Source organism: Streptomyces sp. NBC_00306 (assembly GCF_036169555.1).
GTDB classification, from domain to species: domain Bacteria; phylum Actinomycetota; class Actinomycetes; order Streptomycetales; family Streptomycetaceae; genus Streptomyces; species Streptomyces achmelvichensis.
Genome location: NZ_CP108032.1, coordinates 2,778,617 through 2,800,883, shown reverse-complemented (window position 1 = coordinate 2,800,883; position 22,267 = coordinate 2,778,617). Strand labels below are relative to the sequence as shown.

Below are 22,267 nucleotides of genomic sequence, written 5' to 3'. Positions count from 1 at the left end.
CACGATGGCCCGGCACATCTACAGCTGCCCCCTCCGCTGGTCGGACATGGACGCCTTCGGGCACGTCAACAACGTCGTCTTCCTCCGGTATCTGGAAGAGGCGCGGATCGACTTCATGTTCCGGCTGGCGCCGGGGGACGGCTCGCCGTCGTTCTCCGGCGGTTCGGTCGTCGCACGGCACGAGATCGACTACGTACGGCCGCTCGTCCACCGCCACGAGCCGGTGGTCGTCGAGTCGTGGGTGACGAAGATCAGCGCTGCTTCGCTCACCATCGCGTACGAGGTCAAGGACGCCGAGGGCGCCTCGCAGGTGTATGTGCGGGCCTCGACCATCGTGGTGCCGTACAACCTGGAGGCCGGGCGTCCGCGGCGGATCACCGCGGAGGAGAAGTCCTACCTCCAGAAGTATCTGGACGGTGCCGACGACAACGCGGCCGACGGCGCCGACGAGGATGCTCTCGCGGCATGACGGTACCCGTGCAGACTCTGCACCTGGCCGATGCGAGGGAGGCGGAGGATCTCTCCGCCTTCCTCGCCCGGCTGATCCACTACGACCGTGCCGCGGCCGTCAGACTCCAGGCCGGCGGCGCCGACGGAGCGATGTCCAGCCTCGCGGTCTTCGGACGTCCGCCGTCCTTCGAGGTGCTGGCGGTCCGCGCTGCCCGCCTCGGTGAGCCCGTCGAGCTGGATGTCACCGTCTCCGCCGGTGAGCTGCTGGAGAGCCTCGGCAGCGAGAGGTTCACCGTGCCCGCCACCGTCACCGGACCCCCGTGGACCGGTGTGCTGCCACCGCGCGGCGGCTGGCGCGAGCTGCCCGGGCTGCCGCCGGTGGCCGAGATGCGCGCCGCGGTCACGGCAGCGATCGCCGAGTTCCGCGCCCGCGACGAGGGACTGCCGGCCCAGCACCGCACCCGCACCGAGCGGGACCGGATCGGCCGGGACATCTGGTCGCGGACCGTCGCCGACACCCCGCTGCCCCTGCGCGCGGTGCACGCGGCCCATTCACTCGGATTCCTGCGCCCGTCCGTCCCGGTGGCGCTGCTGTCCACGGGCGCGTGGCTCAGACTGCGTACCCCCTTCGGGTCGATCGCGGTACGGACGAACGGTCTCGGCGGCCTGAGCGTCATCCCCACGAGAACCGGTTAACGTTCAGGCAAGTGGGCAGGGGCGCCGCATGATGCATCGTGCAGCGCGATGCGCAACGCGCACAGCAGCACGGGGGTTCGACGGATGACCGAGAAGGCCAGCGCCGTACAGTCGGTGGACCGTGCCGTGAGCGTGCTCGAAAGCCTTGCCCGGCACGGTGAAGCGGGCGTCACGGAGATCGCCGACGAGCTGGGTGTGCACAAGTCCACCGCCTTCCGGCTGCTCGGGGTGCTGGAGAACCGGGGGCTGGTCACGCAGTCCAAGGAGCGCGGCAAGTACTGCCTGGGCGCGGGCATGCTCCGGCTCGCGGGAGCGGCGGCCGTACGGCTCGACATCACGCAGGAGGGCACGCCGCTGTGCCGTGAACTCGCCGACGAGGTGGGCGAGACCGTCAACATCGCGATCCTCGACGACGACGCGGCCGTCAACGTCGCCCAGGCCCGTGGTGCGGCCTCCGTGACGACGTACAACTGGCTCGGCCGCCGTACTCCGCTGCATGCCACCTCCAGCGGGAAGGTGCTGCTCGCGCATGCCCCCGCGGCGGTACGGGAGCGGCTGTTCGCCGCCGGTCTGGAGCGGTACACCGAGCGCACGGTGACCTCGCCCGCCGATCTCGACAGCCAGCTGGCCGAGGCGGCCGGGCAGGGGTTCGCCATCGCCGCCGAGGAGTTGGAGATCGGCCTGAACGCGGTGGCAGCGCCCGTGTACACCCACGACGGAACCGTGATCGGTGCGATCAGTGCGTCCGGGCCTGCCTATCGGCTCGGCGAGGAGCTGTTGCCGAAGCTGGCCAAGCGCACGATGGCGGTCGCGGAGGAGCTTTCCCGCCGGATGGGCTACGGCGGCTGAGTTCGGCGGCTGAATTCAGGCCACCGCCGGCCCGCCTCACCGGCCCCGTCCGTCTCACGGCATCCCGTGCCGCCCCGCCCCTCTCGCGGCATTTCTCCCCGCTGACCGAGCCGGCCACGACGCCCCGTCACGCCTCGCGCACCACCCGTCACGCCGGCCATGGTTCGCCGCGGCCCCGTGTTACATCCGCGTTCCCTGCCCGTGGGCCCTTGACGGTGGCCCCCACGCGTTCCCACTATGTCTCTCATCGCGCAACCCGTCGTGCACAGCGCAACAGCTGGGGGTTGAGGCATGCCCAGTCCATCCGTCGTCATCATCGGGGCCGGCATCGTCGGATGCTCGCTCGCCGACGAACTCACCGCCCGTGGCTGGAGCCACGTGACCGTCCTCGAGCAGGGCCCGCTCCCCGCTCCCGGTGGTTCCACATCCCACGCGCCCGGCTTGGTCTTCCAGACCAATCCGTCGCGGACCATGACCCGTTTCGCCGCCCGCACCGTCGAGAAGTTCGGTGCGCTCGGCGCCTTCGACGCGGTCGGCGGCCTCGAAGTGGCCACCACCCGGGCCCGGTTGGCGGACCTCCACCGCAAAGCCGGTCTCGCCGCCTCCTGGGGCGTACGGGCCGAGGTGCTCACCCCGCGCCGGTGCAAGGAGCTGTGGCCGCTGCTGGACGAGGAGTTCGTGCTCGGCGGCCTGCACACCCCGGACGACGGCCTGGCCCGCGCCGTCGACGCCGGGCGCCTTCAGATGGAGCGGGCGGAGGGCCGCGGCGCGCGCTTCCTCGACCGGCACACCGTCACCGGCATCGAGCGCGAGGGCGGCCGGGTGACCGCGGTCGTCACCGACCGCGGCACGTTCCCCGCCGAACACGTCGTCTCCGCGGCAGGCTTCTGGGGCCCGGTGATCGGAGCCATGGCGGGCGTCGAGGTGCCGTTGCTACCGCTCGCCCACCAGTACGCGAGGACCGCGCCCCTGCCGGGGATCCCGCGCGAGGACCTGCCGATCCTTCGGCACCAGGACCGCGATCTGTACGTCCGGCAGCACGGCAACCGGATCGGCATCGGCTCCTACGCGCACCGCGTCATGCCGGTCGACCCGTTCACCGTCCCCGCGTACGACGACGCGCCGGTCATGCCGTCCTGGCTCGACTTCACCGCATGCGACTTCGCCCCCAGCTGGGACGACGCCACCCGTCTGCTGCCCGCCCTCGCGGACAGCGCCGTCGAGGAGGGCTTCAACGGCGTCTTCTCCTTCACCCCGGACGGCATGCCCGTCATCGGCGAGTCCCGCGAGCTGCGCGGCTTCTGGCTCGCCGAGGCCGTCTGGGTCACCCACTCCGCCGGGGTCGCCCAGGCCGTCGCCGAGTGGATGACCGACGGCCGGCCCGCCCTCGATGTCCATGAGTGCGACATCGCCCGCTTCGAGGAGGTCCAGCGCTCGCCCGCCTACATCGCTGAGCGGAGCGCGCGGAACTTCGTCGAGGTGTACGACGTCATCCACCCCCTCCAGCCCATGGAGCAACCGCGTCCGCTGCGGACCAGCCCCTTCCACGCCCGTCAGCAGGAGCTCGGTGCCTTCTTCCTGGAGGGCGGCGGCTGGGAGCGGCCGCACTGGTACGAGGCCAACGCACCGCTCGCCGAAGGGATACGACTTCCCGGGCGGGACCCGTGGGCGGCCCGCTACTGGTCGCCCGTCGCGGCGGCCGAGGCGCGTGCCACCCGCGAGAGGGTCGCGCTCTACGACATGACTCCGCTGCGCAGGCTGGAGGTCAGCGGTCCCGGATCGCTCGCGTTCCTCCAGCGGATGACCACCAACCAGCTGGCGAAGCCCGTCGGTTCGGTCACATACACCCTGCTGCTGGACGCGACCGGCGGCATCCGCTCCGATCTGACCGTCGCCCGCCTCGCCGACGAGCGTTTCCAGGTCGGCGCCAACTCGCCGGCCGATCTGGACTGGCTGCTGCGGCAGGCGCCCGCCGCCGTTCAGATCCGCGACATCACCTCCGGCACCTGCTGCATCGGGGTCTGGGGGCCGCTCGCCCGCGACCTCGTACAACCGCTCACCCGTGACGACTTCTCGCACAGCGCCTTCGGCTACTTCAAGGCGCGGCAGACCTTCATCGGCCATGTCCCGGTCACCGCGATGCGGCTGAGCTACGTCGGAGAGCTGGGCTGGGAGCTCTACACGACCGCCGACCTCGGCCTCCGGCTCTGGGACACCCTGTGGGCGGCGGGGCAGGACCTCGGCGTCGTCGCCGCCGGCCGCAGTGCCTTCAACTCCCTGCGGCTGGAGAAGGGGTACCGCGCCTGGGGCCAGGACATGACCGACGAGGACACCCCGTACGAGGCGGGTCTCGGCTTCGCGGTCCGCCCCGACAAGGGCGACTTCACCGGCCGCGACGCACTCTCCCCGGAACGGATCCGCCGCAGGCTCACCTGCCTCACGCTCGACGACCCGGCAGCCGTCGTCCTCGGCAGGGAACCCGTGTACACCGACGGGACGCCCGGCGCCCCGGCCGGCCATGTCACCAGCGCCGGCTACGGCTACACCGTCGGCCGCTGCATCGCGTACGCCTGGCTGCCGCCTCTCGAACCCGGCACAGCGGTCCATGTGGAGTACTTCGGTGAGAAAGTCGCCGCCACCGTCGCCGAAGAGCCCCTGTTCGATCCCAAGATGACCCGCATCCGCCGGTAGAAGGGACACGCATGGCACCCGCGTACGACGTGATCGTCCTCGGCCTCGGAGGGATGGGCAGCGCGGCCGCCGCCCATCTCGCCGCCCGGGGGGTCCGTGTGCTGGGACTGGAGAAGTTCGGTCCGGTGCACAGCCGGGGGTCCAGCCACGGCGGATCCCGCGTCACCCGTCAGTCCTACTTCGAGGACCCGGCCTACGTCCCGCTGCTGCTGCGCGCCTACGAGCTGTACGAGCAACTGGAGCGGGACACGGGCCGCGACGTGGCGACCCTGTGCGGCGGCGTGATGGTCGGCCGGCCCGAGTCGCGAACCGTCGCCGGATCGCTGCGCTCCGCCCAGCAGTGGGACCTGCCGCACGAGATGCTGGACGCGAAGGAACTGCACCGCCGATTCCCGACGCTGACCCCCGCCGACGACGAGGTCGCCCTGTACGAGGCGCGCGCCGGACTGCTGCGGCCCGAGAACACCGTCGCCGCCCACCTCCAGCTGGCCACCCGCGACGGCGCCGAGCTGCGGTTCGAGGAGCCGGTCACCCGCTGGGAGCCGTACCGCGACGGAGTGCGCGTCCACACCGCCGAGGACACCTACACCGCGGGCCACCTCGTCATCTGCCCCGGAGCCTGGGCGCCGCGGCTGCTCACCGATCTGCGGGTGCCGTTCAGCATCGAGCGGCAGATCATGTACTGGTTCCGGCCGGACGGCGGCACCGGCCCCTATCTGCCCGAACGCCATCCCGTCTACATCTGGGAGGACACCGCGGGGGTCCAGGTCTACGGCTTCCCGGCCATCGACGGACCCGACGGCGGGGCGAAGGTCGCCTTCTTCCGCAAAGGCACCCCGTGCACCCCCGAGACCATCGACCGCACCGTCCACGACCACGAAGTACGGGCGATGGCAGCCCAGTTGGCGCCCCGGCTGCCCACGCTGCCCGGCACCTTCCTCAAAGCCGTCACCTGCATGTACTCCACCACGCCCGATGAGCACTTCGTCATCGCCCGGCATCCGTCCCACGCGGATGCCGTCACCGTCGCCTGCGGATTCTCCGGGCACGGCTTCAAGTTCGTGCCCGTGGTCGGCGAGATCCTGGCCGACCTGGCGCTGGACGGCACCACGCACCACCCCATCGAGCTCTTCGACCCCGGCCGCATCGCGACCGCGCCCGCCTGATGGAGACGACCTGATGACCATGACGCCGGCCACGCCGCTCTCGCAGACCGCGCACCCGCAGACCGCGGCACCGCACCAGCAGACCGCGGCATCGCAGCCGCCGAGCCTGCTCGCCACCCTGCCCGGACACCACTACACCAGCCCCGAGATCTTCGCCCGGGAGCAGGAGAAGATCTTCGAATCGCTCTGGTTCTGCGCCGTGCGCTCCGCGGACCTCGCACGCCCCGGCGCGTTCCGCACGGTCCAGGTCGGCCGCGAGAACGTGCTGGTCACCCGTAACAGGGCAGGCGAACCACGTGCGTTCCTCAACGTCTGCCGGCACCGCGGGGCACGCCTGTGCACCGAGGAGTCCGGCGAGGTACGGCGTACGCTGCGCTGCCCGTACCACGCATGGAGCTACGACCTCGACGGCGCGCTCGTCGCCGCCCCCAACCTCGTGAAGATGCCCGATGTGGACCGCAGCGCGTACGGGCTGCGCCCCGTCGCCCTGCGCGAATGGCTCGGCTACGCCTGGGTCTGTCTGGCCGACGAGCCACCGTCGTTCGAGGACAGCGTGGTCGGCGCGGCGGTCGAACGCCTCGGTGAGGTCGCCGCCATCGAGCGCTACCGCACGGGAGATCTCGCCCTCGGCAAGCGCGTCAGCTACGACGTGAAGGCCAACTGGAAACTGATCGTCGAGAACTTCATGGAGTGCTACCACTGCGCCACCATCCACCCCGAACTGACCTACGTCCTGCCGGAGTTCGCGCGCGGATATGCCGCCCAGTACTACGTCGGCCACGGCGCGGCCTTCTCCGAGGGTGCCCGGGGCTTCACCGTCGACGGCAGCGAGGGCTTCGGCCGGCTGCCGGGCCTCGCCGAGGAACAGGACCGCCGCTACTACGCCGTCACCGTGAAGCCGCAGGTCTTCGTCAATCTGGTGCCCGACCATGTGATCGTGCACCGGATGTTCCCGATGAGCCATGACCGTACGGTCGTCGAGTGCGACTGGCTCTACACGCCCGAGGTCCTCGCCTCCGGCGCGGACATCTCCCGTTCGGTGGAGCTCTTCCACCGGGTCAATGCGCAGGACTTCGCCGCCTGCGAGCGCACCCAGCCGGCGATGGACTCACGCGCCTACCGCACGGGCGGGGTACTGGTGCCCAGCGAGCACCACATCGGCGACTTCCACAGCTGGGTGACGGAGAGGCTCGGCAGCTAGAGCGTTCTGTGGGGTGGGCCCTACTCGGCGGTGTTCACCATGGAGGCGGCGGCATAGACGAGGTAGTCCCACAGCTGCCGCTCGTGCTCCGGGGCCAGCCCCAGCCCGTCGACGGCCGCGCGCATGTGCTTCAGCCAGGCGTCGTGCGCGGCCCGGTCGACCGCGAACGGTGCGTGCCGCATCCGCAGCCGCGGGTGACCGCGGTTGTCGCTGTAGGTACGCGGCCCGCCCCAGTACTGGATCAGGAAGAGCGTGAGCCGTTCCTCGGCCGGACCCAGATCCTCCTCCGGGTACATCGGCCGCAGCAGCGGATCGCCGGCCACGCCCTGGTAGAAGAGGTGGACGAGGCGCCGGAAGGTCTCCTCGCCGCCGACCTGCTCGTAGAAGGTCTGCTCCTGAAGCGTGCCGCGCGGAATCTCATTCACGCCTCCATGGTCTCAGACACCCCGACCGAGGACCCAGGCCCTAGGACTTCCTTCCGACGGGCCTTCCCACAGGCCTCCCGACGGCACTCCCGACAGGATTTCGGCGCCGGGGAGTCGCCCGGTTTCCGGTCACGCCCGGGGCCTCCGCCCCCGCCGGGCGCTCGCCACGGCGGCCGTGGCGCAGGAGAGTGGACATATGGGAACGCACCTGGAGCCCGATGCCGGGCCCGCCGCCGAGGCGCGCGATGCGCTGGTGCGGGCGATCGTGCACGAGGGCGGTCTTGGCGATCCCGCCTGGCGGGCGGCGTTCGAGGAGGTCCCGCGGCATGTGTTCGTGCCGTACTACTTCATCGGCCGGGGCGGCACCTATGAGCGGATGTGGTGCCTGGACCCCGACCGGGCCCGGCGTGAGCGGTGGCTGCGCGGGGCCTACTACGACATGCCGCTGGCCACCCGGGTACGGGACGGTGAACTGATCTCCTCCAGCAGCCAGCCCTCCCTCATGGCGCGCATGCTCGACGAGCTCCGGGTCGAGGACGGCAACACCGTCCTGGAGATCGGTGCCGGCACCGGCTACAACGCGGCGCTGCTCTCCCACCGGCTCGGTGAGGACCGGGTGACCACCGTCGACGTGGAGCCGGAGATCACCGAATCCGCTTGCAGGCATCTGGCCGCCGCCGGCTACCACCCCACCGTCGTCACCGGCGACGGAGCCCGCGGCTGTCCCGAGCGCGCGCCCTTCGACCGCATCATCGCGACCTGCACCCTGCCGTCCGTGCCCTTCGACTGGCTGCCCCAGTGCCGGCCGGGCGCACGGATCCTCGCCCCGCTCTCCACGGGCCTGATCGCGCTACGGGTGAGCGACGACGGCCCCACCCGCAGCGCCGAAGGTCATTTCCTGCGGACGTCCGCGTACTTCGTTCCCCTGCGCGGCAGCGACGCCGCGGCGGAGGGGCACATCGGGGGACTGCCCCGCCGTGTGATCGAGAACGACCTCTTCCGGTTCCTGCTCACCCTGACCGCGGGCAGCCTCGACCCGCACGAGGCCCTGTCGCTGTGGGAACGCGAGCGGCGCCCGCAGCGCGAGCGCTTCGGCGTCACGGTGAGCGGAGACCATCAGTGGGCCTGGCTGGACGACCCGGAAGGGCCGTACGCCTGGCCGCTGGGGCCGGCGCGGCAGACCGCGCCGCCCGCCTAGCGCCTCTCTAGCCGCGGCGGACGGTGATCGTGGTCCAGGCTCCGACGTGGACGCGGTCGCCGTCGTTCAGCGGGACCGGCACATAGGGCTGGATCGGGTCCTCGGCGCCGTTCAGCGTGGTGCCGTTGGTGGAGTTCTGGTCGACGACCGCCCACGAGCCGTCGGGCTGCTGCACGAGCACGGCGTGCTGGTGCGAGACGCCCGGGTCCTCCGGCGGCACCGAGAGATCGATGTCCGGCGCCTCGCCGGTGGAGTGCCGGCGGCGGCCGATGGTGACCTGGTTGCCCGACAGCGGCAGCTGCTGCTCGGGGGAGTACGCGGGCAGATTGAGACCGGTGGCGTCCGGGCCGCTGCGCTGCATCATCGCCATGAAGTACTCGCGGTCCGGCGCGACGACGACCGTCCACCCGGCGGGCGTCCCGTACTGCGGGGGCTGCTGTGCGGGACCGGGCTGAGTGCCCTGGGGCCCGCCCTGCTGCGGATACAGCGGCTGCGCCGGCTGCTGGGGCACGGACTGCTGCTGGAACTGCTGCGGCGGTGCCTGCGGAGTCTGCGTCCCGGCCGCCTGCGCCTGGGGGGCCTGGGGCTGGGCGGGCGGCGGCAGCATCCAGTCGTCACCCGCGTCGCCGTGCTGAGGCCGCGGCGGCGCCGGGGGCGTGGACTGCTGCTGGTACGGCGGAGGCGGCGGTCCCTGCTGCCCGTCTCCGGGTCCCGGCATGCCGGGTGCCTGCCCGCCCGGTCCCTGCTGCTGACCCGGCCCCTGCTGCTGGAATGACGGCGGAGGCGGGGGCCCGGGCTGCTGGAACGACGGCGGGGGCGGGGGCGGCGGCCCGGGCTGCTGGAAGCCCTGGGGCGGCTGGTGCTGCCCCGGCGGCTCGTTCATCAGCGGCTCGGCGGCCCGGTTCATCTGCGACGGCCGGGAGCTCTGGTAGTCGTACGGGTCGTGCTGACCGGGACCCGGACCGCCGCGGCCCTGCGGCGGCGCGGGCGGGGACGGCTGGTTGGTGAAGCCGGCCGGCAGGTTCAGCCCGGGGGGCTGCGGGGCCGGTGCGAGCGGTGTGTACGACGTCGCCGTGTGGGTCAGGAAGTTGTACCGGCACTCCTCGCAGAACGGGGCCATGGCCTCGCGCGGGGTGCGGCACTGCGGGCAGAGCTCGGCCTGGGCGGTGGCGTTCGGATCGCCCGGGCCCGGGTAGCCGTAGGAGGGCGGCGGAGGAGGCGGCACGGCGCCTGCGGGGGCGCCGGGGCCGGCCATGCGGTGGCCACAGACCTCGCACCAGTCGTCGGAACCCGACTGGTGTCCGTTCGGGCAGGTCGGCATGTCGGCCCTTCCCCCTCTCCGTCCGGCCCGCGGGCCGTGTCGTTTTCGGTGCTGTCGCCGACTACTTCTTCACACGCACCGTCTTGGTGGAGCGTGTTTCGAGGGTCATTTCGTCGGCTTCCGCAACCTTCGCCTTCAGTCGCACAGTACCTGTCGCCGCATCGACCACGTCCACCACCTTCGCAAGCAGTTTCGCGGTGTCCGCGTTCCCGGACGCCGACGCGAGCTGCACCGCACGTCCCAGCTTGGCCGTGGCGCCGTCGAAATCACCCGACTTGCGGGCATCCAGACCCTGTTGGATGACCTGTGCCAGTTCCGCCTGGCCCGTGTAGTGCGCCACCTGCGGGTTGATCGAGGTCGATGCCGCCATGTCGTCGGTCCACACCGCCCGGACCAGCCCCTGGGACAGCACCTGCGGAGCGCCCCCGTCCGTCGACGGAATAATGAGGGAGGCGCGGGCGGCGAGCATCTCCTGGCCGATGCCGGCCTGCGGCACCTGGACACACACGTGGTAGTCGCGGGACTCGTCGCCCCACGAGCCGGTCGGATAGTCGCCCGCCCGCGGACCCGCCTCGGTGCGCCGGGCGGTCAGGTCCTCGACGGTGGGCGCCACCTGCTTGACGAACCGGATCTCGACGCCGACGGGGGTCCACAGCCGCAGGGCGACGTCCGCGACCTCCTTGCCCATCGCGTTCTCCATCATGCTGGTGAAGTCCGCTGCCAGATGGGCCGGGTCGGCGACGATGTCGGCGGTGCCGAGCAGCGCGGAGGCGATACCGGTGACCTCCTTCACCTCCCAGTCGGTGCCGACACCGCGGGCGTCGCACGTGAAGCGGCCCGCCACGGAGTCCAGGGCGGCCCGCAGATCCTCGGGCGACTCGTGCTCGTTGCGGCCGTCGGTCAGCAGGATGCCGTGCCGGATTCCGCTCTCCGAGGTGGACAGCAGGCGGTCCGCCAGCCGCAGCCAGGTGCCGATCGCGGTGCCGCCGCCCGCGGCCAGCCGCCGCAGGGCGTCCTTGGCCTGGGCGCGGGTCTGCGGATCGGCCACCGCGAGCCGCCCGTTGCCCGGGTAGACCTCCTTCGCCAGATGCGTACCGGCGATCACCGAGAACTCCACCCCGTCGCGCAGGGTGTCGATCGCGGCGGCCGTGGCGTCACGGGCGTTGCGCATCTTGGTCGGCGGGTAGTCCATCGAGCCGGAGCAGTCGACCATGATCGCGACGGCTGCGCCCGGCGCCCGCGCGGGTATGGCGGACGGTGTCGTCGAAGCACCGGTCAGCGGAGCCCCGCCGCTGGTGCCGCCACCGGTGGAGGTGACGGTCACGATGGCGTTCACCTCCCGGCCGCCCTCGGGCAGGTACTCGTTCTGGTACACCTCGACGGAGAACTGCGGCACTTGGGACTTGGAGAAAACGGCCATCTGATCGGCTCCTTGAGGGCTCCACTCGGGAGAGCTGGTCATGTGACGTACGGGACGAGTGACCTGGCGGACGAGTGACGTACTTGTCACGTGACGTGCTGGTCGAGCGGCGTAGCGGTGTCGTGAGGCGTGGCGGTCTCGAAACGCGTGCTGGTGTCGAAAAGGCGTGCTGGTGGCGCAAGGTGTGGGGGCCGGTGAGGGTGACTCGCCGGACAAATCGGTTTTCAGGCCGTGTTGTAGGCCGATCCTGCCCCTTGCGGCGGGACGGTGAACGGCAGGACCGCCACTGTTACGTTGTCGTGGCCCCCGCCGTCGAGGGCATGCCCGACCAGAACCTGCGCGCTGTGCAGCGGCCGGTCCGCGGCGTCGGCCGGCACGGCCCGGGCCATCTCGTCGGCGCCCTCGGCGTAGTTCCACAGGCCGTCCGTGCAGACCACGACCACACCGGAACGGTCCGGCTTGAACGCGGCGGTGTGCGGCTCCAGTTCGTACGCGTCGGCGCCGAGCCAGCCCGTGATGGCATGGGCCCGCTCGTCCGCGTACGCCTGTTCCTCGTTCATCAGGCCGGCCGCGACCATCTGGGCCGCCCACGAGTCGTCCTCGGTGAGCCGCGCGGCCGGACCCGTGCGGTCGTCGGGCACCCAGTAGGCGCGGCTGTCGCCGACCCAGCCGACGACCAGCAGACCGCCGGCGGAGATCGCGCCGACGATCGTGCAGGCGGGGGCGTTCTGGTGGCGGTGCGGGTCGTGCTCCATCGCCTCGCCCTGAGCGTTCTGGGCGGCAAGGGAGTTGACCGCCTCGGACGCGGCGACGATGGCCTCGTGCATCGCCTGCTGCGGCTGCGTACCGCGCGGCAGGCTTTCCAGCAGCAGATCGTTGGCGGCGCTCGAGGCGGCCAGTGACGCCTCGTCGGGGCGCGTCGCCGAGGACACGCCGTCGCAGACGATCGCGACCACGGCCGGCGACCCGTCCGGCAGCGCGGTCGACGACACCGCGAACGCGTCTTCGTTGCGGTGGTGGCGCAGCCCGCGGTCGCTGACCGCGGCGACGGAGCCGAGCTCCTCCTCCATGTGGTCGCGCTCGCGGGGCTGGGCGTGACCACAGTTCTCGCAGTAACCGTCGTCGTCGACACGGCCTGCCCGGCAGGCCACACAGAGCTTGGTGCCGGCCGCGGGGGTGACGGGAGCTGCCGCTCGCGGGTCGGGGGCGGCGGCCTCGCGAGGGGCGGCCTCGGGCGCGGGAAGCTCGAAGTCCCCGGAGGAGCCACCGGATGCGGCGGACGCACCGGGAGGGCCCGCGGCAACGGCGCGGGCCGCCGGTGGCCCGTCGTACCGGACGGCCGAGGCGGGCAGTTGACCCGATCCGCCGGACACGGGCAGCTCGCCGCCGCCCGAGTCCGTGCCCGGCAGATCGCCGGGCAGGTGGACGGGGGCGGGCGTGCCCGCGGTGTCCGTGCCGGTGGCCGCCGGCCAGACGGCCGGGGAACCGATGGCGAGCGTCGGGCGGTCGGAGCCCGGCATCACCGGGTCCGCGGACAGGTCGTACCCGCACGCACCGCAGAAACGGTCACCCTCCTCCAGCGGCTCGGCGCAGCTGGGGCAGGACGACCCCGCGGCAGGCTCGTGCATCTGCGACGACATCAATCACACCCACGTCCGGGGGCGGAAGCGGTTGGCGCGCTCCACCAAGTCCATCCGCTCCTCGCCGCGCTGGGCGAGCCGGGCGAGCACCCGGTAGGAGCGTTCCAGCCCGAAGCGCAGGCCGCGCTCGTCCAGTTCGCTGCCGAGCAGTGCGGCCGGTGCTCCACCGGGCCGCGGTGCGCTCGACGCGTCCGGTACGGACGGCGGGACTCCGGGACTACCGGAGAGTACCCAGTCGAGCGCCGTGCCGAGTACTTCCGTGGACAACTGCTCCCGGCGCACGGGGTCCAGACCGAACTCCTTCAGGGCGTCCACCTGCGCGGCAGCCGCGGACAGGTCGCCGATGAGAGGTTCGTGCGCGGCGCGTCGCCGCAGCCTCGCCCGTACGGCGGCGACCCGGGCGGCCGTGTAGTGGATCGATGCCTCCGGCACCGACTCCAGGGTCCGCACGGCGCCGGGCCTGTCACCTGCGGCGAGCTGGACGCGGGCGAGCCCGAACGCGGCGCTCACATAGCTCGGGTCGGTCGTCCACACGAGGCGGTAGTACTCGGCGGCGTTGTCCAGTTGACCGAGAACCTCCGCACACACCCCGAGCGCCAGCTTCGGGGCGGGCTCGCCCGGGAACGCGTCGTAGACGGCGTCGAAGGAGAGCGCCGCCACCTCACGGTCCCCGGTCACCAGGGAAGTGAGTCCGCGGTACCAGACGACGCGCCAGTCGTCGGGGTGCGCGCTCTCCAGGTTCTCCAGCGCCCTGGTCGCCGAGTCCAGCTCGCCCATCTCCAGCCGGGCGCGCAGCTCGCGCAGCCGCGTCTCGGGGGAGGGTGCCGGTGCGGACTGGAGCGCGGCGATCAGCTCGGCGGGCGCGGAGGCCATCAGACCCGCGAGGAAGCCCGCGTTGGGGTCGTTCGGGTCGACCCGCGGCACGGGCAGCGCCAGGGCTGTCGCCCGGGCGTCGAGCGCGGCCAGATGCGGCGCGAGCGTGAGAGGCGCGGGCGACTGCAGGCCGGGACCTCCCGGCACGGCCTGAGCGCCCGGCATGGGCGGGACACCCGGCGCACCGGCCACACCCGGCGCACCGGCCACACCCGGCGCACCCGGCGCTCCGGGCAGGGGCGGTGCGGCAGGAGCACCGAGGGCCGCGGGGGCCGCCTGGTGCGGAATCCTGGCCTCGACGGGCGTCGCCCTGCGGGAGCGCTTGGCAGGGGGCCGCCGGGCGCCGAGCGTCGACACGTCGTCCGTCATCTCGGCGAACAACCCGGTGTCCGTGACGCGCAGTTCGGGACCGAACAGCGTGGAGAGCGAGGGCCGCGGACGGCCCGTCTGCAGTGCCACGACCTCCCGGAGCACGCCCGTCAGCTGCTCCGCCATCTCCTGCGCCGAGGAGAACCGGCGCGCGGGATCCGGGTCCGTCGCCCGGACGAGCAGCCGGTAGAACGACTCGTACGTCTGGAAGACCTGGATGTTGTCCGGGTCCGGCAGGGAGTCCACGAAGACGTTCGTATAGCCCTGGAAGTCGAACGTCAGGACGGCGAGGGTGCGTGCGACGGTGTAGAGGTCGGACGCCACCGACGGGCCGACCTCGGCGACTTCGGGGGCCTGGTAGCCGACGGTGCCGTAGATCGCGGACTCGTCGTCGTCCATCCGCCGGACCGCGCCCATGTCGATGAGCTTGAGCTGGTCCTGCTGCTGGATGGCGTTGTCGACCTTGAAGTCGCAGTAGAGCAGATTACGGCTGTGCAGATGGCCGAGCGCCTCCAGCGCCTCGATGCCGTACGCACACGCCTGCTCCACCGGCAGCGGGTCCCGCTTGCCCGCGGGGCCGCGACGCTCGTTCGCGATCTCCTTGAGGGACTTGCCGCCCACGTACTCCATGACGATGTAGCCGTCGAGGGAGCCGGTCCGCTGGTCGAGGTGTTCCACGAAGTTGTAGATGCGGACGATGTTGGAGTGCTCGATCTCGGCGAGGAAGCGGCGCTCGGAGATGGCAGCGGCCATGGCGTCCTGGTCGCCGGTGTCCAGCAGACCCTTGAGCACCACCCAGCGGTCGGAGACGGCCCGGTCCACCGCGAGGTAGACCCAGCCCAGGCCGCCGTGCGCGAGACAGCCGGCCACCTCGTACTGGCCGTGCACGATGTCGCCCTCGGCGAGCTTGGGCACGAAGGAGTACGGGTGACCGCACTTGGTGCAGAACCCTTCCGTGCGCCCCGGGCGTTCGCCACGCGCACGCCCCACCGGCGCGCCGCAGTCGGAGCGGGAGCAGTACCGCTTGCGCTCGGGGACCTCGGGGTTCTCCATCACCGCGGAGCGCGGGTCGGGACGCGGCACCTCGGGGACGGAGACCAGGCCCGCGCCCAGGCGGTTGCGCCCCGACTGGCCCGTGGCGGTGCCCGAACTGCGCACCGAGACCGAGCGCGTGGAGGTACTCGACCCGGTCAGCGACCGCGACAGCCGTCCCGAGACCGAGCGGCGCGAGGTCGACGAGCGCGAGGAGGCACGGGAGGAGCGCGAACTGCTCCGGCCCGAACTGCTGCCGCGGGCCCCGCCGCCCGTGATGCCCGTGGGCGGGGAGGAGACCATGCCGTTCGGCGAGACGACGGGTGCGAGACCGCAGGTGTCGCAGTACAGCTCGCCGTCGCCCATGTCCTCGTAGCTGCCCTCACACCCGGGCCGCTGACAGCTCTTGTTCTCGCTCACGCGTCCCCCCTGCGGTCGGTGGGCCCGGACGGTCCGGGCTCCCGGTTGGCCAGGGCTTCCGCCGCGGCCTGCTGGTAGCGCAGCACCGCCTGCCCGGCGACGCGCAGATCGCACGGCGCGCTCCACAGCATCCGGCGGGCCGCGTCGTACCGCTCGATGAGCAGCCTGTCCTCCGCGAGCCCGTGCCGGGCCACCTTCGCCTTGTACGCGTCCAGCCGGCCGCGCAGCTCCGCACGGACCGCGAGCGGCGCCGTGACGGCGGTCAACGACTCACGGGCGCGCAGCAGTTCGTCCTCCGCCTCGCGCTCCAGCGACTCCAGCAGCGGCGACAGGCGGTTCCACTGGGAGTGCCTGCGGTACTCGGCCGCGGTCGACAGCCGCTCCTGGAGCGCGGTCGGCGAGCCGCTGACGGCGGGCACCTCGGTCGCGGCGATCTTCGCGAGCACCTCGCCGCGGGCCGAGCGCGCCTCGGCCAGCGTGCGGTCGGCGCGCGACAGGACGTCCCGCAGCCGGATCAGCCGCTCCTCGGAGTCCTGCCGGACCCGCAGCACGGCCTCGATCTCCCGGCGGATGTCCTCCAGGGCCCGGGCCGAGCGGTCGTAGCGGTCGGTGTCGGGACGGCCGCCGCCCGGGGCGGAACTCCCGGGCGCCGGGCGCCAGAACGCCAGCGGGTCGGATATCACCTGCGCGCGCAGCGTGGACAGCTCGTGCGTGATGGACTCCAGCTCGTCGCCGGCCGGGTGCTCACCCGGCCGCACGCCCACCGAGTGGGCGAGGGAGCGGGTGCGCTGGAGCTCGGCGGAGAGCAGATCTATCCGGGCGGGCAGCGCCGACCACACGGAGTCCGCCGTCACCACCATGTTCAGCGAACTCGCGTACAGCTCGTTCATCCGGGCGACCAGCTCTTCGAGCGAGAACTGCTCGGACAGCTTGGCCGGTCCGGTGAGGGTCGGCGCGGTGTGGGTGGCCGGGCTCGCCACGGTGACACTGCGGCCGCGCAGCCGGTCGGTGAGCTCCACGAGGTCGTCGCGGCTGGGCCAGCGCCGGCGGGCCCGTACCTCCCGGGTCTCCTCCAGCGCGGCGGCGTACGCGTCGAAGTAGCCCCACAGCAGGGCGATCGCCTGCTCGGTGGAGGCCCAGCGGTCCTTGGTGACGCCGGTGAGTTCGGCGCCTTCGAGGAGCCTGCGGCCGGCGTGGTCCTGAAGGGCGAGCAGCGAGGTCTCGATCGCCTCGTGTTCCGCGCCGAGGCGCGCCAGGGCACGGTCGACCTCGTCCCGGTCCATCGCCGGCCCAGGGGGTCTACCCGCGGAGCTGGGGAACGGTCCCGCGACGCCCATCGATCACCTCTCTGCTCTTCCTTGAGGATTGTTCTCCCTGAAGGACGTGTTCTTCCTCGGACTCGTTGCCGCGGAGCCGGCCCTCCCCGCTCAGCCGCGGTACTTGGGAGCGGGCGGCCCGGCTATCCCGGGCAGGTCGGCCGCCAGCCACTTGTTGTAGGCGTCGGTCCAGGGGCCCCGGCGGTAGTTGTCCAGGACGCGGTTCACCCGGCGGACCACATCGTCCTTGCCGAGCTTGGTGGCGACGCCGTAGTACTCGGTGGTGAAGGGCTTGCCGCCCTTGAGCTCGACCGCCGGGTCCTGCGCCGCCTGGCCCGCCGCCAGGGCGTTGTCCGTGACGACCGCGTCGACCAGGCCCTCCTGGAGCCGTACGAGGCAGTCGAGCTGGTTGGGCACGGTGAGCACGTCCTCGTCGGTGGGCTGCTCGTCGTGGGGGTCCTTGAAGACGGCGCCGAAGGAGTTCTTCTCCAGCGCCTCGTAAGCCGTCGAGCCCTCCGCGGAGCAGACCCGCTTGCCCTTCAGCGACTCGTCGAAGCCGGTGATGGCCGACCCCTTGGAAGCGAGGACCTGCTGGCCGGCCTGGAAGTAGGCGGTGGAGAACGCGACCTGCTTGATCCGGGCGCAGTTGATCGTCATCGTGCGGACGACGATGTCCACCGTGCCGTTGTTCAGCGCGGGTATGCGCTGGTTGGTGGGGATGGCGCGGAAGATGACGGCGTCGCGGCTGCCGAGGATGTCCTCGGCGATGGCGTGGGCGAGGTCGATGTCGAAGCCTTCGAGGGAGCCGCTCGCCGGATTGCGGTATCCCCAGCGGTAGCTGTTCTGGTCGACGCCGACGACCAGCTTGCCCCGCTCCCGGATCGCGGCGATGTTCGGCCCGTCCGCGGCGGACGGGCGCAGGGACGCCTCCGGTGTCGTGCAGGTGTCCGCCTTCACGGCGGTCGCGGCGCCGGTCCCCTGGCCCGACAGCTCGGCATCTCCGCTGTGGGACAGCGGGAGCAGGGTGACGGCGGCGGTCACCGCGCACGCGGCGGCCATGCCCGCGACACCGCCCCAGCCGCGGAACCTGAGCTTGGTCCTGTCGGCCCTTGTGTCCGTCATCACGCCTCCTCTCACCGGTATTCCGAAAGCCTGCGGTTGATGCCGAGAATGGCGCCCGCCGCTCCCAGCACCGCCAGCACCGCCGCACCGATCGGCAGTCCGCCCAGCGCGCCCCGCCCGTCCTCGGCGGCCCGGGTGAACTCACTCTGCTCGTGCGCGAGGGCCGTCGCCAGAGCGTCGTCGACCAGGTCGAAGCACTCCCCGGTGGACGCCTTCGGGCCGATGACCTTGTCCACCGCGCCCTCGTAGTCGCCGGACCGGTCGGTCGAACTGGCGCTGACGTGGCGCTTCTTCCACTCGTCCATGCTGTTGGAGGCCACCGTGACCGGGTCGCGGCCCTCCTTGTCGTCCGCGAGCTTCCGCGCCGCTTCCAGCCCGGCGCCGAGCTCCTTCATCCCGGAGCTGAACTCCGTCTCGTACTTGTCGTTCTTGCCGTCGTCGGTGAGCACGGCGCCGCGGGCGACCAGCACGAGGTTCTCGTTGGCGCGGGCCTTCAGGGAGTCGATCCGCGCGTCGTTCAGCACCTTGAGGGACTTCTGGCCGTGCTCCCTCGCGTCGCCCAGCTCCGCGCGTGCCACCGTGTGCCCGACCGCGAGCCACAGCAGGACGACGGTGGAGGCGGCGGTCGCGGCGACCAGACCGCGGTTGAACACCCGGTTCGTCCGGCGGTAGTTGCGCCGCTGGGCCCAGACGAGACCGCCCAGCACCGCGACGCCGAGCACGAGGGAGAGGACCGGCCAGTAGCGGGCGTCGGCGTCGTCCCGGTCGAGCCGGGCCGTCTCCGCGTCGTACAGCTTCTGCGCCGCGGGCAGCAGCACCTTGGTCATCTGCTCGTTGGCGAACCGCAGATAGGCGCCGCCGAGCGGGAGGCCCTGGCGGTTGTAGGTGCGGGCCGTCTCGATCCGGCCGGTGTAGACCGGCAGTTGTTCGTTCAGCGTGGCTATCTGCCGGCCCGACTCACTGTCGCTGTCCGTGTTCGTGGCGGCCTTGATGAGCAGCTTGGAGGCGAGGGCGATGTCCTTCTCGTACCGCTCGCGGACCCCGGGGGGTTCCTTGTCGGCGCCGGCGAGGAATCCGCTGGAGGCCGCGGTGTCCGCGTCGGCCAGCGAGCGGTAGACGGAGGCCGCGTCGGCGCTCAGCGGCTGGCTGCGGCTCAGGACGGCATCGGCCGCGGCGGCCCGGTCCGAGATCTCGAAGGCCGTCACCGCTCCGAACACGACCACCAGCGCGGCCAGTACGGCCCCGATGATCTGGAGCCGTCCGGGCTCGGTCGTCGCCGCCGTGCGCAGCCGGTCCTTGGCCTCGTCCAGAGCGCCGCGCTGCGCCGGGGGCCGGCCCGGTGGCTGCGCGGGCGCGGACGCCGGAGCCGACTGGGGCGCGGTGCGCACATTCGGCGGGTATGTCACGTGACCTCCCCCTCGGTCGCTGACGTCGGCCCGCCCCCCGGCGGGTTGAGGGGATGTCCCCCTGGCCAGCAGTATGGCCGCAGTGACTGACAATCACAGCAGGATTGACTGGATCTTGTTCCTTCACAGCCGTACGGTGTCCGACTTCTCCTCATGAATACGCCTCACGACCTTGATCGGTTCCCACCGAGCGGGCCTGCCGGCCTCCGGAAACGCGACGTCGCCCGTCCCCTCGGACAGGTGCCGGAGGGGACGGGCGACGGACCGTCACAGGGCGCGCGACACGCCCTGTGACAGGAGGGGAGAGGGTCCCGTGACGGGACGGCCGCGCGCCCTGTGACGGAAGGGGCGGACGTGGTCAGCCGAGAGGCGGCACCCGGTCAGTCCCGGCCGTAGTGCGCGCGCAGCCGTGCGTGGGCCTCGGGCGGTGCGCCCGTGTGGTCGAGACCCAGCAGCGCCGCTCCCAGCACCGGCGGCGCGGTCACCCAGTCGACCACCGCCTTGGGCGCTTTCGCCGCCAGCAACAGGCCGATGTGCTCGTCCAGTTGGGGATGGCGGGCCGCGAGAACACTGCCGCCCAGCAGCACCGGCACCTCCTCGTCGAGCAGATCGAGCCGGGCCAGCGCCACGGTCGACATGGCGACGACCTCCTCCGCCAGCCGGTGCACCAGCGAGCGGGCCACCGGGTCGCCCTCGGCGCCGGTCGCGAACAGCACCGGCGTCAGCTCGTGTTTGCGCACCGAGGTGATGTGCCCGAGGTGCAGCGACTCGATCAGCGCGTACATGGACCCGAGACCGAAGTGGGCGGGCAGCGCGGTGGCGAGGGCCGTCGGCTCGCCGCGGCCGTCCTCCGCCCGCGCCGCGTACCAGAGCGCCTCCTCCGCGAGTCCCCCTCCGCCGCCCCAGTCGCCGGAGATCTTGCCGATCGCCGGGAAGCGGGCGGTCCGTCCGTCGGGCAGCATGCCCACGCAGTTGATGCCCGCGCCGCACACCACGGCCACGCCGCGCGGTTCGTCCACGCCCGCCCGCAGGATCGCGAAGGTGTCGTTGCGTACCTCGGTCGTACGGCCCCACCCGCGGGCGTGCAGGGCGTCGGTCAACTCCCGTTCCTCCACGGGAAGATCGGCGTTGGCGAGACACGCCGACACATGGCCGACGGGTCCGGCAGGCGCCCCGCCCGCGCCGGCGGCCGCCAGTACCTCGCCGACCGTCGTGGCGAGCGCGTCGAGCGCCGCCCCGATGCCGACCTTCGGCGGCTGGAAGCCCCCTCCCCGGGCGGACGCGAGCACCGAGCCGTCGGCGCCCACGAGCGCGACGTCGGTCTTGCTGTTGCCCGCGTCGATGGCGAGGACTGAAGCGGTCACGCCCACGCCAGGTGCTCCCGGTTGTGAGCGATCAGCTTGTCGGTGAGCGCCTCGGCGTACTCGAACTGGCCGATCAGTGGATGCGACAGCAGCGCCTTGAAGACCCGGTCGCGGCCCCCGCGCAGGGCGGCCTCCAGCGCCAGGTCCTCGTACGCCGTCACATGGGAGATCAGCCCGGCGAACAGCGGGTCGACCTCGGGCACCGCGAGCGGGGTCGCGCCCTGGGTGCCGACCGCGGCCTGCACCTCGATCACGGCGTCGTCGGGCAGGAAGGGCAGCGTGCCCCCGTTGAGGGTGTTGACCACCTGGTACGGACTGCCGGTTCCGCCCAGCAGGGAGGCCGCGAGATCCACGGCCGCCTCCGAGTAGAACGCCCCGCCGCGCTTGGCGAGCAGCTCCGGCTTGGTGTCGAGCGAGGGGTCGCCGTACATCCGCAGCAGCTGCTTCTCCATCTCCGCGACCTCGGCCGCGCGGGACGGCTTGGTGCCGAGCTCCCGGACGACCTCGTCGTGCGCGTAGAAGTAACGCAGGTAGTAGGAGGGGACGACACCGAGCCGGTCGAGGACCTCGCGCGGGAGCCGCAGATCGTCGGCGAGTTCGTCGCCGTGCTCCGCCAGCACCTTGGGCAGCAGGTCCGCTCCCTCGGGACCGCCGATGTGCACACCGGTCTCCCACGTCAGGTGGTTGAGGCCCACATGACGCAGATGGACATCGGCGGGGGAGACGTCGAGGAACTTCGCGAATCTGCGCTGGAAGCCGATGGCGACGTTGCACAGCCCGACGGCCTTGTGACCGGCCTGGAGCAGCGCCCTGGTCACGATGCCCACCGGGTTGGTGAAGTCGATGATCCAGGCGTCCGGATTCGTCCGCCGTACCCGCTCGGCGATGTCGAGGACGACCGGGACCGTGCGCAGCGCCTTGGCGAGACCGCCGGCGCCCGTCGTCTCCTGGCCGACGCAGCCGCACTCCAGCGGCCACGTCTCGTCCTGGTTGCGGGCAGCCTGGCCGCCGACGCGCAGTTGCAGCAGGACGGCGTCGGCGTCCGCCACCCCGGCGTCCAGGTCCGAGGTGGTGACGATCTTGCCGTCGTGGCGCTGTTTGGCGAAGATCCGCCGCGCCAGCCCGCCGACCAGCTCCAGACGCTCCTCGGAGGGGTCGATGAGGACCAGTTCGCCGATCGGGAGGGTGTCCCGCAGCCGCGCGAAGCCGTCGATCAGCTCGGGGGTGTAGGTGGATCCGCCACCCACCACTGCGATCTTCGTCGGCCCGGTGTTCGGGGGCTCTCCCCCGATGGAACGCAGCATGTGT

At 72.1% G+C, this 22,267-nt stretch carries 18 protein-coding genes; 8 read left to right on the top strand and 10 right to left on the bottom strand.

The window, feature by feature from the left end; genetic code table 11:
- Positions 1-4: 4 nt before the first annotated feature.
- The 6 genes from OHA05_RS12340 to OHA05_RS12315 all read left to right on the top strand — a co-directional run bounded on the left by OHA05_RS12340 (position 5) and on the right by OHA05_RS12315 (position 7,053).
- Positions 5-469, top strand: a complete 465-nt coding sequence (locus tag OHA05_RS12340) for an acyl-CoA thioesterase (RefSeq protein ID WP_313946263.1) — start codon at positions 5-7, stop codon at positions 467-469.
- Positions 466-1,146: a hypothetical protein gene (locus tag OHA05_RS12335; protein ID WP_328860589.1), complete on the top strand. Its 681-nt coding sequence runs from the start codon at positions 466-468 to the stop codon at positions 1,144-1,146. The genes OHA05_RS12340 and OHA05_RS12335 overlap by 4 nt, the downstream gene beginning before the upstream one ends.
- A gap of 84 nt (positions 1,147-1,230) precedes the next feature.
- Positions 1,231-1,995, top strand: a complete 765-nt coding sequence (locus OHA05_RS12330) for an IclR family transcriptional regulator (RefSeq protein ID WP_328860588.1) — start codon at positions 1,231-1,233, stop codon at positions 1,993-1,995.
- 291 nt (positions 1,996-2,286) lie between these two features.
- Positions 2,287-4,686 (top strand): GcvT family protein, encoded by a 2,400-nt coding sequence (locus OHA05_RS12325; protein ID WP_328860587.1) that lies wholly within the window; start codon positions 2,287-2,289, stop codon positions 4,684-4,686.
- Positions 4,687-4,697: 11 nt separating this feature from the next.
- The gene (gene solA / locus OHA05_RS12320; RefSeq protein WP_328860586.1) at positions 4,698-5,852 is read left to right on the top strand and encodes an N-methyl-L-tryptophan oxidase; all 1,155 of its coding nucleotides are present in this window, start codon (positions 4,698-4,700) and stop codon (positions 5,850-5,852) included.
- Positions 5,853-5,865: 13 nt separating this feature from the next.
- Positions 5,866-7,053, top strand: a complete 1,188-nt coding sequence (locus tag OHA05_RS12315) for an aromatic ring-hydroxylating oxygenase subunit alpha (protein ID WP_313946268.1) — start codon at positions 5,866-5,868, stop codon at positions 7,051-7,053.
- Positions 7,054-7,073: 20 nt separating this feature from the next.
- On the opposite strand, the gene OHA05_RS12310 is transcribed toward OHA05_RS12315, so the two are convergent.
- On the bottom strand, positions 7,074-7,478 hold the full coding sequence (locus tag OHA05_RS12310) for a globin (protein ID WP_313946269.1): 405 nt from the start codon (positions 7,476-7,478) through the stop codon (positions 7,074-7,076).
- A 196-nt stretch (positions 7,479-7,674) separates the two neighbouring features.
- On the opposite strand from OHA05_RS12310, the gene OHA05_RS12305 reads away from it, so the two are divergent.
- Positions 7,675-8,676, top strand: a complete 1,002-nt coding sequence (locus tag OHA05_RS12305) for a methyltransferase domain-containing protein (RefSeq protein WP_313946270.1) — start codon at positions 7,675-7,677, stop codon at positions 8,674-8,676.
- Between the two features lie 7 nt (positions 8,677-8,683).
- Here the strand turns inward: OHA05_RS12305 and OHA05_RS12300 are convergent, their stop codons facing one another.
- The 4 genes from OHA05_RS12300 to OHA05_RS12285 all read right to left on the bottom strand — a co-directional run bounded on the left by OHA05_RS12300 (position 8,684) and on the right by OHA05_RS12285 (position 15,457).
- On the bottom strand, positions 8,684-9,997 hold the full coding sequence (locus OHA05_RS12300; protein WP_328860585.1) for an FHA domain-containing protein: 1,314 nt from the start codon (positions 9,995-9,997) through the stop codon (positions 8,684-8,686).
- 61 nt (positions 9,998-10,058) lie between these two features.
- Positions 10,059-11,417, bottom strand: coding sequence for a vWA domain-containing protein (locus OHA05_RS12295; protein WP_328860584.1), 1,359 nt, complete (start codon positions 11,415-11,417; stop codon positions 10,059-10,061).
- Between the two features lie 224 nt (positions 11,418-11,641).
- A complete protein-coding gene (locus tag OHA05_RS12290) occupies positions 11,642-13,057 on the bottom strand; it encodes a PP2C family serine/threonine-protein phosphatase (RefSeq protein ID WP_443043679.1) in 1,416 nt (471 codons plus the stop codon).
- Positions 13,058-13,060: 3 nt separating this feature from the next.
- The gene (locus tag OHA05_RS12285; protein ID WP_443043678.1) at positions 13,061-15,457 is read right to left on the bottom strand and encodes a tetratricopeptide repeat protein; all 2,397 of its coding nucleotides are present in this window, start codon (positions 15,455-15,457) and stop codon (positions 13,061-13,063) included.
- Between OHA05_RS12285 and OHA05_RS38230 the strand changes: the two genes are divergently transcribed.
- Positions 15,435-15,707 (top strand): hypothetical protein, encoded by a 273-nt coding sequence (locus tag OHA05_RS38230; RefSeq protein ID WP_443043677.1) that lies wholly within the window; start codon positions 15,435-15,437, stop codon positions 15,705-15,707. The two genes, OHA05_RS12285 and OHA05_RS38230, sit on opposite strands and share 23 nt — an antisense overlap.
- Positions 15,708-15,747: 40 nt before the next feature.
- On the opposite strand, the gene OHA05_RS12280 is transcribed toward OHA05_RS38230, so the two are convergent.
- From OHA05_RS12280 to OHA05_RS12260, 5 genes are all read right to left on the bottom strand, one after another.
- Entirely contained in the window at positions 15,748-17,088 is a 1,341-nt protein-coding gene (locus tag OHA05_RS12280; RefSeq protein ID WP_328860582.1) for a hypothetical protein, read from the bottom strand.
- Between the two features lie 90 nt (positions 17,089-17,178).
- The gene (locus OHA05_RS12275) at positions 17,179-18,189 is read right to left on the bottom strand and encodes a glutamate ABC transporter substrate-binding protein (protein ID WP_313946275.1); all 1,011 of its coding nucleotides are present in this window, start codon (positions 18,187-18,189) and stop codon (positions 17,179-17,181) included.
- 11 nt (positions 18,190-18,200) lie between these two features.
- Complete coding sequence (locus OHA05_RS12270; RefSeq protein ID WP_443043676.1) at positions 18,201-19,595, bottom strand: hypothetical protein; 1,395 nt, start codon at positions 19,593-19,595, stop codon at positions 18,201-18,203.
- A 380-nt stretch (positions 19,596-19,975) separates the two neighbouring features.
- Positions 19,976-20,965, bottom strand: coding sequence for an N-acetylglucosamine kinase (locus OHA05_RS12265; RefSeq protein WP_328860581.1), 990 nt, complete (start codon positions 20,963-20,965; stop codon positions 19,976-19,978).
- Positions 20,956-22,263, bottom strand: a complete 1,308-nt coding sequence (locus OHA05_RS12260; protein WP_328860580.1) for a 6-phospho-beta-glucosidase — start codon at positions 22,261-22,263, stop codon at positions 20,956-20,958. Before OHA05_RS12260 ends, OHA05_RS12265 begins: the two co-directional genes overlap by 10 nt.
- Between the last annotated feature and the right edge of the window lie 4 nt (positions 22,264-22,267).

Bases quoted from the DNA above. Each gene is read 5' to 3' on its own strand.
- OHA05_RS12260 (WP_328860580.1), bottom strand. From the start codon at position 22,263: ATGCTGCGTTCCATCGGGGGAGAGCCCCCGAACACCGGGCCGACGAAG.
- OHA05_RS12335 (WP_328860589.1), top strand. From the start codon at position 466: ATGACGGTACCCGTGCAGACTCTGCACCTGGCCGATGCGAGGGAGGCG.
- OHA05_RS12330 (WP_328860588.1), top strand. From the start codon at position 1,231: ATGACCGAGAAGGCCAGCGCCGTACAGTCGGTGGACCGTGCCGTGAGC.
- OHA05_RS12315 (WP_313946268.1), top strand. From the start codon at position 5,866: ATGACCATGACGCCGGCCACGCCGCTCTCGCAGACCGCGCACCCGCAG.
- OHA05_RS12280 (WP_328860582.1), bottom strand. From the start codon at position 17,088: ATGGGCGTCGCGGGACCGTTCCCCAGCTCCGCGGGTAGACCCCCTGGG.
- OHA05_RS12340 (WP_313946263.1), top strand. From the start codon at position 5: ATGGCCCGGCACATCTACAGCTGCCCCCTCCGCTGGTCGGACATGGAC.
- OHA05_RS12325 (WP_328860587.1), top strand. From the start codon at position 2,287: ATGCCCAGTCCATCCGTCGTCATCATCGGGGCCGGCATCGTCGGATGC.
- OHA05_RS12295 (WP_328860584.1), bottom strand. From the start codon at position 11,417: ATGGCCGTTTTCTCCAAGTCCCAAGTGCCGCAGTTCTCCGTCGAGGTG.
- OHA05_RS12300 (WP_328860585.1), bottom strand. From the start codon at position 9,997: ATGCCGACCTGCCCGAACGGACACCAGTCGGGTTCCGACGACTGGTGC.
- OHA05_RS12275 (WP_313946275.1), bottom strand. From the start codon at position 18,189: ATGACGGACACAAGGGCCGACAGGACCAAGCTCAGGTTCCGCGGCTGG.
- solA (WP_328860586.1), top strand. From the start codon at position 4,698: ATGGCACCCGCGTACGACGTGATCGTCCTCGGCCTCGGAGGGATGGGC.
- OHA05_RS12290 (WP_443043679.1), bottom strand. From the start codon at position 13,057: ATGTCGTCGCAGATGCACGAGCCTGCCGCGGGGTCGTCCTGCCCCAGC.
- OHA05_RS12305 (WP_313946270.1), top strand. From the start codon at position 7,675: ATGGGAACGCACCTGGAGCCCGATGCCGGGCCCGCCGCCGAGGCGCGC.